The sequence below is a fragment of the Carbonatibacter coralli genome (genome assembly GCF_039592655.1).
GTDB classification, from domain to species: domain Bacteria; phylum Pseudomonadota; class Alphaproteobacteria; order Kiloniellales; family Kiloniellaceae; genus Carbonatibacter; species Carbonatibacter coralli.
On record NZ_JBBUTJ010000009.1, the window covers coordinates 1 to 13,706 of the forward strand.

The 13,706-nt window shown below is 53.8% G+C and carries 11 protein-coding genes; 7 read left to right on the forward strand and 4 right to left on the reverse strand.

Going from position 1 to position 13,706, the window contains the following annotated elements; all coding sequences use genetic code 11:
* The first annotated feature begins 113 nt into the window (after positions 1-113).
* From AAAH10_RS15040 to AAAH10_RS15070, 7 genes are all read left to right on the forward strand, one after another.
* Positions 114-1,022, forward strand: a complete 909-nt coding sequence (locus tag AAAH10_RS15040) for an ABC transporter substrate-binding protein (protein ID WP_343565058.1) — start codon at positions 114-116, stop codon at positions 1,020-1,022.
* On the forward strand, positions 1,019-3,022 hold the full coding sequence (gene fhuB / locus AAAH10_RS15045; RefSeq protein WP_343565059.1) for a Fe(3+)-hydroxamate ABC transporter permease FhuB: 2,004 nt from the start codon (positions 1,019-1,021) through the stop codon (positions 3,020-3,022). The genes AAAH10_RS15040 and fhuB overlap by 4 nt, the downstream gene beginning before the upstream one ends.
* Complete coding sequence (locus tag AAAH10_RS15050; RefSeq protein ID WP_343565060.1) at positions 3,022-4,074, forward strand: siderophore-interacting protein; 1,053 nt, start codon at positions 3,022-3,024, stop codon at positions 4,072-4,074. Before fhuB ends, AAAH10_RS15050 begins: the two co-directional genes overlap by 1 nt.
* Before the next feature lie 89 nt (positions 4,075-4,163).
* Positions 4,164-4,661, forward strand: a complete 498-nt coding sequence (locus AAAH10_RS15055) for an RNA polymerase sigma factor (RefSeq protein WP_343565061.1) — start codon at positions 4,164-4,166, stop codon at positions 4,659-4,661.
* Between the two features lie 90 nt (positions 4,662-4,751).
* Positions 4,752-5,768 carry a FecR family protein gene (locus tag AAAH10_RS15060; RefSeq protein WP_343565062.1) on the forward strand — a complete coding sequence of 339 codons (1,017 nt, stop codon included), beginning with the start codon at positions 4,752-4,754 and terminating at the stop codon, positions 5,766-5,768.
* Between the two features lie 121 nt (positions 5,769-5,889).
* Positions 5,890-8,211, forward strand: a complete 2,322-nt coding sequence (locus AAAH10_RS15065) for a TonB-dependent receptor (protein ID WP_343565063.1) — start codon at positions 5,890-5,892, stop codon at positions 8,209-8,211.
* A 192-nt stretch (positions 8,212-8,403) separates the two neighbouring features.
* Positions 8,404-9,885 (forward strand): alkaline phosphatase, encoded by a 1,482-nt coding sequence (locus AAAH10_RS15070; RefSeq protein WP_343565064.1) that lies wholly within the window; start codon positions 8,404-8,406, stop codon positions 9,883-9,885.
* Between the two features lie 40 nt (positions 9,886-9,925).
* Here AAAH10_RS15070 and AAAH10_RS15075 read toward each other — a convergent pair whose 3' ends face one another.
* From AAAH10_RS15075 to AAAH10_RS15090, 4 genes are read right to left on the reverse strand one after another with little or no spacing between them, the layout of a single operon-like run.
* Positions 9,926-11,209 (reverse strand): Hsp70 family protein, encoded by a 1,284-nt coding sequence (locus tag AAAH10_RS15075; protein ID WP_343565065.1) that lies wholly within the window; start codon positions 11,207-11,209, stop codon positions 9,926-9,928.
* A gap of 48 nt (positions 11,210-11,257) precedes the next feature.
* Entirely contained in the window at positions 11,258-12,067 is an 810-nt protein-coding gene (locus AAAH10_RS15080; RefSeq protein ID WP_343565066.1) for a 4'-phosphopantetheinyl transferase family protein, read from the reverse strand.
* A complete protein-coding gene (gene dhbA / locus AAAH10_RS15085; RefSeq protein ID WP_343565067.1) occupies positions 12,042-12,818 on the reverse strand; it encodes a 2,3-dihydro-2,3-dihydroxybenzoate dehydrogenase in 777 nt (258 codons plus the stop codon). The genes AAAH10_RS15080 and dhbA overlap by 26 nt, the downstream gene beginning before the upstream one ends.
* A 14-nt stretch (positions 12,819-12,832) precedes the next feature.
* Complete coding sequence (locus tag AAAH10_RS15090; RefSeq protein WP_343565068.1) at positions 12,833-13,705, reverse strand: isochorismatase; 873 nt, start codon at positions 13,703-13,705, stop codon at positions 12,833-12,835.
* Position 13,706: the final 1 nt, after the last annotated feature.

Here is a 13,706-nt window from a genome sequence, read left to right on the forward strand (position 1 = left end):
GCAATTTGTTGATGATCTGCTCTGGTGTGTAACGACGTTGCTTTCCCATTTGATTTCTCCTTATTCGCGGGTGGAATAAGTCAAAATCCGAACTCAAACAATGGAACACTTCAATGGGGGCAGGTCAAGGGCTTCAGGCTTTGCCATCCCCTGCTTCTGCGTTGTTACTCAAAACGACAACTGCCGGAAGTGAGGGAGGCAAGATCGAAAGCTACCCCCGTCGCATTGTCTGTCTTGATCTCGGGTCGTCTTCTACGCTTATAAGGCTCGGATTGCCCCCTGTGGGCGTTATTGATGGTGCTTTCTGGGAGTACTGGGTTGGAGAACCCGAATTGCCGGACAGTGTCGTTGATATCGGGCAGGATCTGGTGATCAATCTGGAGGCGGTTTCTCGCCTGAAGCCGGATTTGGCGATTATCACTTCCTACACGGAAAGCCACAGGGCTGCTCTGGAAAAAATAACCCGGGTCCACTCCATTCCTGTCTTTGACGGGAAGGGGAATCCCATGAAGGTGTCCCGTCAGACAACTCTGGAACTCGGGGAACTTCTGGGATTGGAAGCAGAGGTTCAGGATTATCTGGCCGGCTTTGACCGGAAGATGGAAAAGGCGCGTGAACTTGTGGCGCGGAATGATTTTGCTCCGGTTGCCATGGTCAATTTCATGGATGATCGCCATGCGAGGATTTATGGCGAACATTCCATGTTTCAGGATGTGCTGGATTTTATCGGCCTGCAGAATGCCTGGAGCGGATCAACAAATTACTGGGGTTTTCAGACAATTGGTCTGGAGCAGCTCGCTATTGCTGCCAATGCCTTTGATGAAATGGACCTTATTGTCTTTGAGCCAATGGTTGATGATGTGAAAAGAACGATGAAAGAGAGCCCTCTGTGGACAAATCTCTCCTTCGTGAAACAGGACCGCTTCGTCATTTTCCCCCCTGTTATTGCCTTTGGAATGTTGCCGACAGCGGAACGTTTCCTCGATCTGCTGGTGGATTATCTGGAAAGTCGCTACACATGAGCGAAACACAAAGAAACTATGCGCCGGTTCTGGTCATGTTGCTGGGGCTGTTGGCCCTGGGATTGTCCTGGCTGTTGATGGGGCACGACCTTCAAGGCCTGCTCAACGGTGGTCTTCAGACGGATCACTATTCTATCGGGCAAATGCTTGTGCTTCATTCCGGTTTGCCCAGAATGACTGTGGCGATTATGTCCGGTTTGGCGCTGGGATTGTCCGGCGCTGTTTTGCAGCTTGCCCTCAGAAACCCCCTGGCCTCTCCGACAACAATGGGCGTGTCATCAGGGGCCTATCTGGCTCTGGTCATTGCCAGTCTCTACTTCCCGTCTGTTCTGGAACATGGGCGTGAAGCCGTGGCTCTGACCGGTGCAGGTTTGACCGCACTGATGGTATTCGGGTTGATGGCTCGGGGGGACTTTTCACCTGTTTCGCTCATTTTGGCCGGTTTGATTGTCAGCCTTTACTGTGGTGCTCTGGCCTATATTCTGGTTTTGCTGAATGAACGCTATCTGGCGACCCTGTTTATTTGGGGGGCTGGTTCCCTTTCCCAGCAGGGATGGGGAGGCGTGCAGGATCTCTTGCCTCAGCTTTCTGTTGTTCTCATTCTTTGTGCACTGCTGGTCCGTCCTTTTTCTCTTCTGATTTTGGGGGACAGCAGCGCATCTTCGCTGGGAGTGTCTCCGCGAACAATCCGCTTTTTCGCTGTTGCCCTTGCAATTGCAGCCGCAGCCCTGGTGACCAGCGCTGTCGGAGTGATCGGATTTGTCGGGCTTGTGGCCCCGATGATCGTTCGCTTGTGCGGGGCGCGAAGGGTTGTCTCCCAGATCGTTTGGGGCGCGCTGATGGGGGCTGTCCTCTTGTGGTTTACGGATGCAGGCATTCAGTTGCTGTCGGGGACATTCCGTGAATTTGTTCCGACCGGAGCGGTTACAGCCCTGTTGGGAGCTCCGCTGTTGCTTGTTCTGATTCCCCGGATGAAGTTTGATACGGTGCTTCAAAAGGCAGAATTGCCCCCGGTCTGGCGTGCCGGATCCGTTCAGTTGTCTCTGGTAATTTTCAGTGTACTGGCTGTCCTTGTCCTTGTCATGGCAATCGGGCTTGGACGCGGTGAAGCCGGTCTGGGATGGAGCCTTGATCTGACAAACACATGGGAAGAGCTTTATCAATGGCGTGTTCCGCGTGTCCTTTCAGCTTTTGGTGCGGGCATTCTTCTGGCACTTTCCGGTTTGATCCTTCAGCGCCTGACAGGAAACGTGATGGCAAGCCCGGAGGTTCTGGGCATTAATGCAGGTGCCATGATCGGTGTTGCAGTCTGTCTTTTTCTGGTTGGTAACAATGCCGGAACCCTGACAGTGGGTGCCCTGTTCGGAGCGAGCGCTGTTCTGGCGGCGCTTTTTGCCTTTGGACGGAAAAGCGGGTTCCAGCCTGAGAGAATGATCCTGATTGGTGTGGCACTGGGGGCCTTGATTGATGCCCTGATCAGCGCACTCGCGGCATCCGGAGACTTGCGGGCCGTTCATTTGTTGCGGATTATGTCCGGATCAACCTACGGTGTTTCACTGGAGGCTGCTGTTGTGGCCCTGATTATGGGTGTTGTCTTTCTTGTGCCGCTTTTGTGGGGCGCGCGCGGGATGGAACTTCTGGCGCTTGGCGACAGGGTTTCCGGTGCGTTGGGCATGAACGTCAGGCGGACGCGGTTTGTTCTGTTTGCTGTCGCAGCCTTTCTGACAGCAGGTGCAACAGTTCTGATCGGACCCCTGAGCTTTATCGGTCTGATGGCTCCGCATGTTGCACGGGCCATGGGGATCTGGCAGGTACGGGCCCAGTTGCTGGCTTCGGCTCTGATCGGGGGGACGCTGCTGGTGCTGGCAGACTGGATTGGTCGCATGCTGGATTATCCCTATGAAATGCCGGCCGGTTTGCTGTCTGCTCTGGTCGGGACACCTTTGTTGCTGATTTTGCTGAGCAGACAAAATGCTCTGGCCAGAAGCGGGAGTGCGTGATGCTGTCTTCAAGTCTTACTCTGGAATTGCCCTCTGCCGATGAAATCCTGCGTCAGCAGATTCCTCATATCGAGGAGCACGGACTTCATGCCCAACCGCTGGAAGACGGTCGTTTTCTGATCGAGAGCGAATATGGTCTGCTGTATCTTTCCGCAGATCAGGAGCAGATGACCTTCGCACTTGAAACGCAGAGGGAAGAGGCGCTGGAATTCATGCGCAGCTTTCTCAGTGAATATCTTCTGGAGCACATGCCTTTCCTTGCGGAAGAGCACCTTGTCTGGAAAGGGCATGTTCCGGATGAGGGAACACCATCCAATTTCCGGGTGATGACAGTGGTCAGGCGCGAGGTCCTGCATGAAGGAATGCTTCGCCTGACGCTCTCCGGCGAAGGACTGGAGAGCTTCTGCCATGGTGGCTTGCACTTTCGCCTGCTCTTGCCGGTCAATCCGGGACGACCACCGGTATGGCCCGTCAGGGCGCGTTCGGGTAAGGTCCGGTTTCCGGAAGGGGAAGAGGCGCTGTACAACCGTGTCTATACGGCACGGTTCGTTCGGCCGGAAGCCGGTGAACTGGACTTCGATCTGGTCCGACACGCTGGCGGTGTTGCGTCCGACTGGGCTGAAACGGTGGAACCCGGATCTGTCGTCGGCGTTATGGGACCGGGCGGAGGTGGCTTTCCCGATGCCAGGTGGCTCTTGATGGGGGGGGATGAGACAGCGCTTCCTGCGATCTCCAGAATTCTGGAAAACTGTGCCGCCGATGTGTGCGGACAGGTCTTTCTTGCAACGCGTCAGGCGGACTGGAAAGTCGGGTTGAAAAAACCTTCGGGTGTTGAGATTGCGTGGCTGGAGGACGATGGTGTCGCTCTTCCCAAAGCCCTGCTTTCAGCTCGGATCCCCGATATGGAGGGCAGTTATGTCTGGTTTGGCAGTGAGCAGCAGCAGGCGCGTGAGGTTCGGAAGGTTTTGAAGTCTGACTGGCAATTGAAAACAGATCAGTATTACTGTGCAGCCTACTGGAACAGACAGGCCAGTGGGGAACCGGAGCTGTAGGGCTCTGGTCGGCATTTTAATTGATATTGAAAATCAATCTTATTTGTATAGTATGTGGCGCAAATTGAGTTATAGCCCAGCTGGTATAAATGAAGCAGAGTGATGTTCAGCACTATTATGATTCCTATGGAGTGGAACTCCATAATTACCTGAAAAAACAGGTGAAATCACCGCAGGTTGCCGCTGACCTCAGTCAGGAGCTTTTCGTCAGACTGCTGAACAGCGAACCTGCAGGCAAACTCGACAATCCACGGGCCTATCTGTTTCGTCTGGCTTCAAACCTTCTGGTCGATCATTTCCGGAAGAAAAATCCTGCAGCACCTCTTGAGGGGGCTGATGTCCTTGATGCAATGATGGACCGCTCCCCGGACCCGGAGCAAAGCCTTCTTGATCGGGAGAGGAACGGACAGATTCGCAGGATCGTCCGGGAGCTTCCGGCAAGGCAGCGGGAAATTATAACCCTGCACAAGTTTCATGAAATGAGTTACGCGGAAATCGCTGAGAGGCTCGGGATTTCAAAAAACACCGTCATGGTCCACATGGTCAGGGCCCTGAACACCTGCCGCATTAAAATGGGTGGGAAATAGAATGTCTGTTGGAGTAATTGTTTTCTGTGCGTTAAACGTCTTGAGTCCCGAGAGATGCTGCGATCAGTGCCCGCGAAAGAGCAAAAAGACATGGTAAAAGAGCAGGAAAACCTGACGATTGAAGAGCGTGCAACGGAGTGGTTTGTAGCCTTGCGGGACCCGGATTTGTCCGAAGAACGACGTCTGGCCTTTGAAAACTGGCTTGCCCGGGATGAAAACCATCGCAAGGCCTATCAGGATATTCAGGAACTCTGGGACCTTGTGCCGGAAGTTGGCGAACCTGCCGTTTCGCAGGATATTCTTGAAGCTGCTGAGCTTCTGGAATTCAGGCAGAAGGGGAGAAGGAACAACGGAATTCCCAAGGGGGAAAGGACAGGACATGGCTTCCGGTCCTGGGCCGCGGCTGCAGCTGTGCTGCTGATGGTCGGAGCCGGTTATCTCTCTTTGCAGGGGCAGTGGCTGTTTGCCGATTATACAACGGCGTCGGGGGAGCAGACTCTTGTGGAGTTGCAGGATGGTTCTTCGGTTCTGCTCAATGTCTGTTCTGCTGTTTCTGTCCGCTTTGATGAGCAACAGCGCCACGTTTCCCTGTTTGAAGGCGAGGCCTACTTCTCTGTTGAGAAGGACAGGGGGCGTCCGTTTGTTGTCGAGACCGAACTGGGAAGCGTGCATGTTCTGGGAACGGCTTTTGCCGTCCGCAGGATTGGAGACAGTTTAAGGGTTTCTGTCACTGAAAACACCGTGAGGCTTGAAGGCCTTCGGGAGGCTCCTGTTGTCTTGCAGGAGGGAGAGACCATTGAGCTTGAGGCAGAACAGCTGAGTGTCAAGCGGCCACTGAACAGGCTTTTTGATCTGGCCTGGATGAAGGGGCGTCTGGTTTTTGAAAACGCGCCTTTGACAGATGTCCTGAGTGAACTGGAGCGTTATGGAGAGAGAAGAATTCTGGCAGTTGGCCCGGCTCTCGACGATATCTCTGTGACCGGTTCCTTTCCGCTTGATAACGTGGATGCGGTTCTGGAGGATCTTGAGAAAAGCCTTCCTGTGCGACTGGTCAGGGTTTCCGGTTATCTGGTCTTCGTTTATCCGGAGAACTGGACGCATTCGTAAAAAAATATTTTTTTGTGTAATTGCTTTTCCCGTTTCTGTCGTCTTCACAGCATACAATCAAAAATGAGAGGCATTCGCATTTGTGATGTGCCTCCCTGCAGTGAAGAAATCGAGATTGCATATGAAGACCAGTATCAGTTTGTTTGCCTTGGGTTTGGCCATAGGTATCGGGGTCGCGACCCCTGTTGTTTCACAGTCTGTTTATGCGCAGGAAAGTCGGGTTTTTGACTTTTCGATCAAGGCGCAGCCCCTGTCTCTGGCCCTGCTGGAATTCGGGGAAAAGACAGGTTACCAGATCCTCTTTGATTCCCGTCTGGCACAGGGAACCCTCTCGAACGGAGTAACAGGTTCCTACCGTGTTGATGAAGCTCTCCGGGAGCTGCTGAAAGGCTCTGATCTCAGCTACAGCATTACAGACAACAACACGCTGATACTGGAAGCAGGACAGCTTGAACAGAGTGGTGAAACGCTGACACTGGACCCCATTACTATCACCGGTGAGGGGGTGGCCCGGAGCCTCAGAGACACCGCTTCGAGTGTTTATGTTGTCGATGGTGAGCGCATTCAGGAAAGTCCGGGACCGCAGACAATTGAAACCGTGATCAATCAGGCTCCCAATGTGCTTGTCAACGGAACCAACAGTCTGGCACCGACCATTCGGGGATCGGATACAACCGGCCCGCTGACGGCAGCGCGGGGGCTGATCGGTGGTGCGCGTCCCCGCAGTACCATCAATATTGATGGGCGGGATTTGACCTACAACGAATATGTCTTTGGACGATTTTCTGTCTGGGATACCAGGAAGGTCGAGGTTTTCATGGGACCACAGACAACCAACAGCGGGCGGAACTCGATATCCGGAGCTGTCTTTGTCGAAACCAATGATCCGACTTTTGACTATGAGTTTGACAGTCAGGTGCTGGTCGGTTCCTCCAACACCCAGCAGTATTCTGCCGTTGTTTCCGGCCCCCTGATCGAAAACCAGCTTGCTGTGCGCGCTGCGATTGACAGCAGAAACCACGATACCTTTGTGACCCAGACGGGGCTGAGGCCCGATTTCCCTGTGAGTGCGCGTGACGATGATTATCTGAACGGCCGGCTGAAGTTTCTGCTCCTGCCAGATGATATTCCGGAGCTCAGCGCAAAACTGACGCTTGCCCGAAACGACAGTGTAAGACCCCAGTCCGAAGCGGTTGATCTGCCGGCAGAAAATCTGGTGAGAAACAACGATGAACACTCCGTTCTGGAAAACTCGACCAACAGTGCCGTGCTGGATCTGGAATATGAAATTGATGATACTTTCACTCTGAGGAACGTGTCCTCGATCACCCGGTCGGAAACGAAGCGCCGTCAGGAGCCGGGTTATGGCAATACAGATATCGAGCTTGATGAATATGCATCCGAACTCTACCTCGACTTTGATCCGGTTACCCTGCCTTTCAAGGGCCTGATCGGTACCTCTGTGCTGAAAAGTGACCAGGAGGATTACTTCAACACCTCCATTATCACCTTCGGAACCGGTGAGTCGGACTATGATGACGAGCAGTTGAGCTTCGGGCTCTTTGGCGAGGTGACCTATTCCTTTACAGAGGCTCTGGATCTGACACTGGGGCTTCGCTATCAGTACGACAGACAAAAGCGCGTTGGTGAAAACCGGAACGGGCTGGTTGCCATCGCTCTGGACTATGAGGAAAGCTTCGATGCCTTCCTGCCCAAAGCGGCTCTGTCCTACGATGTAAACGATGAGCTGACCATCGGGGCGAGCGTTTCAAAAGGGTTCAATCCCGGAGGAGCGACGCTGGACTTTACGACCTTCACGCCGGACACCTTCGACGAGGAAACGCTTGTCAACTATGAGCTTTTCACCCGGGCGAGTTGGCTGGACAACCGTCTTCGGACCAATGCGAACATTTTCTACACTGACTTCAAGGATGCCCAGCGTCTCTCTGTGGTCAATGGTGTGACCCAGCTCGACAATGCTGATGATGCGCGCTCTTTCGGTGCCGAGCTGTCCTTTGAATACAATCATTCGAAAGAACTGGATTTCTTTGGTGGCATGGGTCTGCTGCAGACAGAAATCGAGAGCTTTGAGGGCTCATCGACTGTTGTCAACGGGAACGAGTTTCAGCGTGCGCCGAATTACAATGCGACCTTCGGTGTGAACTATCGCCCCTTCGAAGGCTGGCAAATTACGGCCAATGGCCGGTTGAGTGATGGTTACTTCTCGGATGATGCCAATACAGAGATCAACAGGGTTGATTCCTTCTTTGTGGCGGATGCCAGGCTTTCCTACAGCTACAGGAATATTGAAACCTTTGCCTATGTGACGAACATCTTTGACGAATTCTATGAACTCGAAAAAAGACAGCACGGCACTGCAACGGCCTTTTCCATCGTCGGGGATCCCCGCGAAGTCGGTGTCGGACTGCGGGTGCGGTTCTGATCTGATGGCTGTCAACTCGCGGAAACAGGGGATGTTACGGACATCCCCTGTTTTGTATCCATAAGTTTTATAGCGAAATCACAATTTTGTAAGTTTTGTGACAGAGGATTTGTTGTAAAGTTTACAGCTGTAAGCAGCTGCTTGTGTGTTGCACTCCTTACTCGCTTAACAAATAAAAACAGGGATAAAGATATGAAACGCCTTCTTATCACCTCAACAGCTTTGAGTCTGTTGGGAACAGCGGCCTTTGCCGATGGCCATCTTCCACAGGAAAACAACGACTGGTACAAGGCTGCGCAACAGGAACTGAAAGCCAAAATGGCTGTGGCGCCAATCACAGGCAAGGCCAAGAATGTCATTGTTCTGGTGGCAGATGGAAATGGTGTTGGCAGCAACTATGCAACGCGTATCTATCAGGGCCAGCAAAAGGGTGGCTTTGGTGATGAAAACGTTATGTCCAAGGAGCAGTTGCCGCATCTGGCGCTGGTGAAGACCTATAACGTCAATGCACAGACACCTGACTCAGCGGGAACAGCCACTGCGCTTTTCAGTGGTGTGAAGACCAAGGCGGGTGTGATCGGTGTGGATGAAACGCTCAATCGCGGAGATTGCAGCACTGTTGAAAGCGCGTCGGTTGCCTCCATTGCGGAAATTCTCTCTGATGCCGGAAAATCCGTTGGTCTTGTGACCACAGCGCGTCTGACCCATGCGACGCCTGCTTCTGCTTACGCCCATGCGGCTGACAGGAACCACGAAGACGATTCCAAGCTGCCTGAAGGCTGTACAACTCCCGATATTGCATCGCAGTTGATCTCTGCGATGGAAAAGGGAACTGTCGATCTGGCAATGGGCGGCGGTCGTCGTCACTTCCTGCCGAAAGAGGCAAGGGACAATGAGGGCAAGAACGGCAAGCGTACAGACGGCAAGAACCTGATTGAGGCAGCAAAGGCCAATGGCGTCCAGTATGCCTGGGACAGCAAAACGGCGGATGCGCTGAAACTGGATGGTTCTCCTGTTCTCGCTCTCTTTGAGTCCTCTCACATGAAGTATGAAAACGATCGTGCCGGAGAGCCGTCACTTGCCGAGATGACGGAGAAAGCGATCAGGGCTCTTTCGAATGATCAAGACGGCTACTTCCTGGCCATTGAGGCCGGACGTGTGGACCACGCCAATCATGATGGCAATGTGCACCGCACTGTGACTGACGGTGTGGCCTTTGATGACGCTGTCCGGGTTGCCATGGAAATGACCAATCCGGAAGAAACGCTGATTGTTGTGACGGCTGACCATGACCACTCCATCGGTTTCAACGGAACCTGCGGTCGTGGAACACCCATTACGGGTCTGTGTTACGGCGTGGACAACAACGGTGTGAAGCACACCGGTGAACTCAACCTTGCCAACGACGGGAAGCCCTATTCTGTCGTGGGTTACCTGAACGGTATTGGTTCCATTCTGTCCGAAGGCGGGCAGGGATCCCGTCCGGTTGTGACACAGGAAGAAGCTGTTGATCCGGATTACATCCAGCAGGCTCTGATTCCGATGGATTACGAGACCCACTCTGCTGTTGATGTGGCTGTCTATGCCCGTGGTCCCTGGGCTCATTTGCTCAACGGGACTGTTGAACAGAACTTCATCTTCCATGTTATGAAGTATGCTGCAACCGGACACTGATCTGTCCACCGGAAAAAGCCTCCCGAAAAGGGAGGCTTTTTTATGCTTCCAGAGCCTCGAGGGCCAGTCCCTGACAAACGGCCGAGAGCTTGTCCATTTCCACCATTCGGGCACGGGGCAACATGGCACGGGTTGCATCTTTCAATGCTGTCAGATTGGTTGAGCCACCGGTCATAACTGCATGTGACACCTGATCTGCGCGAATATTGCCCAGTTGAAGCGTTTCTGTGATGGCCCTGTTAAAGCGGTCCAGATCGCTTTGAAGGATTTCAGAAACCTCCTGCAGGTCCAGTGATGTTTCTAGCCCGTGCTCAATGGCTTTGAGGTTCATGCTCCATTGATCCTGCGAGGACAGCGCGATCTTGGCTTCCTCGACAGTGTTGCAGAGGCTGTGCCCGAGTTCCCATTCGATCACGGTTTTCAGCCGCTGCATTTCTTCCCGTGCGGCGCCGTTCTGGATGATCCAGTTCACGTCGGACCGCTTTTCGCGTCCATAGAGGAAAACAATCTCTGACCAGGTGGCCAGCATTTTGAAAACCCAGTCCGGAAGCAGCAGGTTTTTGTCACCTTTTAAAAGTGTTTTGTATCCCAGCAGGGGCATGACCTTGGCAAGAGACAGTGCCTTGTCAAAGTTCGTCCCGCCCAGACGGATACCGTGGTTGGCGAGAATGGCCTCTTTTCTGAGAGTTTCGGACGCGCCGCCAGAGGCAAAATCGAGAAGGGTGAAATCTGTTGTACCCCCACCCACGTCGACGATCAGGGCAATGCCCTGATCTGTTTTGTCTCTGTTCGTCGCAGCAAAGCAGCGCGCTGCCGCCAGAGGCTCGTATTGAAAACGGATGTCTTTGAATCCCGTTTCTTCCAGAATGCTGCGAAGGGAATTCTCTGCGGCATCATTGTGCGTCGTGCTGTTGTCAACAAAATGAACCGGGCGCCCCTCGACAACGCGCTCGAGTTTCTGCCCGGAGTGTTTTTCCGCACGGATTTTGACGCGCTCAATGTAATCCTGAATCACAGATGTAAAGGCGCGACGCTGTCCGTTCAGGACGGTCTGTTCGCTGATCAGGCCTGTTCCCAGCAGGGACTTGATCGAGCGCAGAAGACGTCCTTCCTCACCGTTGAGGTAATCCTGGATCGCCTGACGTCCCATGGTGATTTTGGGCTCGTTGTTATAATAGAAAAGGGCTGTTGGCATGGTGATCCTGCCCTCTTCCAGTGGACAAAGAGTGATTCTGCCATCCAGAGCCAGGCCGATTGCAGAGTTACTGGTGCCGAAGTCGAGACCGCAGCTGATCATCGCAGAGCCTTTCCGTTCAGGTCGCATGGAGGCGCCTGATCTTTTTCCAGGAGATGTGTGTCGAGGGAGGACCGCTTATAGGGGGCGCTGGCTGCTCATGCAACCTGTTTGTTGTTCTTTCCTGACACGAACCGATGTAAGGACAAGGTCCTGTGTGGCCTGATAGCAAAAGGGAACAACATGACCGCTTGCCCAGCGCGGAGACAGATCTTCTGTCAGGCGCAGGAGGCCTGTGCCGGGTGTGAGCAGCCTGAACAGTTCGGAGCTTTTGAAATCGGAATAACGGGGAATGTCAGGATAGAGAGCCTTGAAGAGGCTTTCCTTCGCAGAAAATAGAAGTGTCAGCATCCGTGAATTCATTTGCCGGCTCCAGAGCGCCTGTTCCTTTTGTCCCAGAATGACACTGGAAATCGCCGGAAGTTCTTCGGGCAGAATGGTTCTCTCGAGATCCACTCCAATGCCCCGGTAAAGGCGGGAAGGACCAACAGCCGCAATGGCGAGGTTGTGGCTGTGTGTGATGGAACCCGTCAGACCTTCCGGCCATGAGGGAGAACCATCCGGGTTGCGTGTGGGGAAGCTTTTCTGCCCCCTGGTTTTCTGGATTGCTTCTGCTGCACAGAGCCGTCCGGCGATGAATTCTCTCTGGCGTCTGGCAAGGGCATTTTGCAGCTGATCCGGAAGGTCCAGAGCGCGGGGAGCTGTCAGCTTTTTATCAAATCTCATGGCGATGAAAAGACAGTCGTCTGTGCTTTCAGGCCACGGGGATATTTCTACAGGGCAATTGAGAGGCAGTCTGTGAAGACCATCAGGCCCGCAATCCTGAAGGGCTGCGGGCCTGATGCTGGTTGAAAGCTGTTGGTTATGCTGCAAGTGTTGCGCCGCCATCAACGACGATATCCTGCATGGTGATATGGCCGGCCTGATCGGAAGCCAGAAACAGCACGACATCGGCGATGTCATCCGGTGTTGCAATCTTGCCGAGGGGAATACCCAGCTTGTAGTGTTCCGGCAATCCGGAAATCAGACGATCCCTTGCTTCCGGTGCACTGAGCATGCCCTGTAACATGGGGGTGTCCGTTGAACCGGGCGACACCACGTTGCAACGTACTCCATAGGGCGCAAGTTCCAGTGCAGCAGTATGGCTGAGACTGATCAGGGCTGCTTTCGAGGCTCCGTAACCAATCATGCCAATGCGGGGAACGTGGGCGGCGTTGGAAGCAACGTTGACGATACTGCCATGGCGCTGTTTCCTGAAAACGGGTGCCCATTGCTGAAGCATGAAGAAAACACCACCGGCATTGACGCTGATGCTTTCCTGCCAGTCTTTCGGATCTGTGTCCTCAAGAGTGCCGAGGCGCAGGACCCCGGCAGCGTTGATCAGGATGTCGAGCCTGTCGGCTTCGGCCTTGAGGCCGTTGCACAGGCTTTCGACCTGTTCCGGATCGCTGATGTCTGCCTTCAGCAGTCTGAAGGCAGGAGGAACGTCCACGGAACAGTCACGGTCAAAACCCGTAACGTCTGCTTTCAGTTCTGACAGGCGTTCGGCAATGCGTCGCCCGATGCCGCGTGCTGCACCGGAGACCAGAACACGTTTGCCTTCGAACAGGTCTGCAGGAACCGGACTGTCTGTTCTCATGTCATGATATCCGTTCAGGCTGCCAGTTTTTTCTGTTCAATCAGTTCCTGCCAGGCCTTCAGCGTTGGAACGCGGGCAAGCTCTTCAAAGCCGACGACGATGCCGCGCTCCTTGAGTTCCGCAGCAAGCTTCATCACCTGCAGGGAGTCCAGACCGTAGAAGATCAGGTTTTCTTCCGGATCGATCTCCTCGGAATCCTCGATCAGTTGCTGCACACGGGTTGCAAGCCACTCGGCCAGTGGTTCATCCTCTGCGGCGTCACCGGTGACCTGTTGTGTATGGACCACGTGTCCGCATCGTGTTGCAACATACTGAAGAGCCATTCTGTGCTCGGCTTCGGAGAAGTCTGCAACAGCGTCGCCGACCATGAAGGCCTGAATGTCGTTCATAAAGGCGTCGACAGAAGTGACCATGCAGCCAATGTGAGCGTAAACCCCGCCGACCAGCAACTGGTCGCGGCCCCAGTCCTTCATGCGCTGCTGCAGATCGGAGCGCTGGAAGGCACTGTAACGCCACTTGGTCAGGACAACATCGTTTTCATCGGGTGCGAGTTCGTCCGAGACCTTTTGCAGTTCCGGATCAACAACAGTCAGGCCGGGCCCCCACATGTCGTTGAGCAGTGCGCGGTCTTCCGGAGACTGGTTGTGAGGCTGTGCGGTATAGACGACCGGAACACCGTTTGCCCTGGCCCATTTTTTCAGGCGGACAAGATTGTTTGTCAGTGTTTTGACCAGTTCGCCGTCCTCGCTGTAGAAGCGCAGGAAATAACGCTGCATATCATGGATGAGGAGAACAGCACGTTTACTGTCCGGGCTCCAGGGAGTCTTGTTGACCGGAAAGCTGGAAGGAACGGGCATTGGATAGTCGGCAATTTTTGGGATGGCCATT

Excerpts from the sequence above, each read along its gene's own strand:
- AAAH10_RS15065 (WP_343565063.1), top strand. The coding sequence starts at position 5,890 with ATGAAGACCAGTATCAGTTTGTTTGCCTTGGGTTTGGCCATAGGTATC.
- AAAH10_RS15050 (WP_343565060.1), top strand. The coding sequence starts at position 3,022 with ATGCTGTCTTCAAGTCTTACTCTGGAATTGCCCTCTGCCGATGAAATC.
- AAAH10_RS15090 (WP_343565068.1), bottom strand. The coding sequence starts at position 13,705 with ATGGCCATCCCAAAAATTGCCGACTATCCAATGCCCGTTCCTTCCAGC.
- dhbA (WP_343565067.1), bottom strand. The coding sequence starts at position 12,818 with ATGAGAACAGACAGTCCGGTTCCTGCAGACCTGTTCGAAGGCAAACGT.
- AAAH10_RS15040 (WP_343565058.1), top strand. The coding sequence starts at position 114 with ATGGGGGCAGGTCAAGGGCTTCAGGCTTTGCCATCCCCTGCTTCTGCG.
- fhuB (WP_343565059.1), top strand. The coding sequence starts at position 1,019 with ATGAGCGAAACACAAAGAAACTATGCGCCGGTTCTGGTCATGTTGCTG.
- AAAH10_RS15060 (WP_343565062.1), top strand. The coding sequence starts at position 4,752 with ATGGTAAAAGAGCAGGAAAACCTGACGATTGAAGAGCGTGCAACGGAG.
- AAAH10_RS15055 (WP_343565061.1), top strand. The coding sequence starts at position 4,164 with ATGAAGCAGAGTGATGTTCAGCACTATTATGATTCCTATGGAGTGGAA.
- AAAH10_RS15070 (WP_343565064.1), top strand. The coding sequence starts at position 8,404 with ATGAAACGCCTTCTTATCACCTCAACAGCTTTGAGTCTGTTGGGAACA.
- AAAH10_RS15080 (WP_343565066.1), bottom strand. The coding sequence starts at position 12,067 with ATGGCGGCGCAACACTTGCAGCATAACCAACAGCTTTCAACCAGCATC.
- AAAH10_RS15075 (WP_343565065.1), bottom strand. The coding sequence starts at position 11,209 with ATGCGACCTGAACGGAAAGGCTCTGCGATGATCAGCTGCGGTCTCGAC.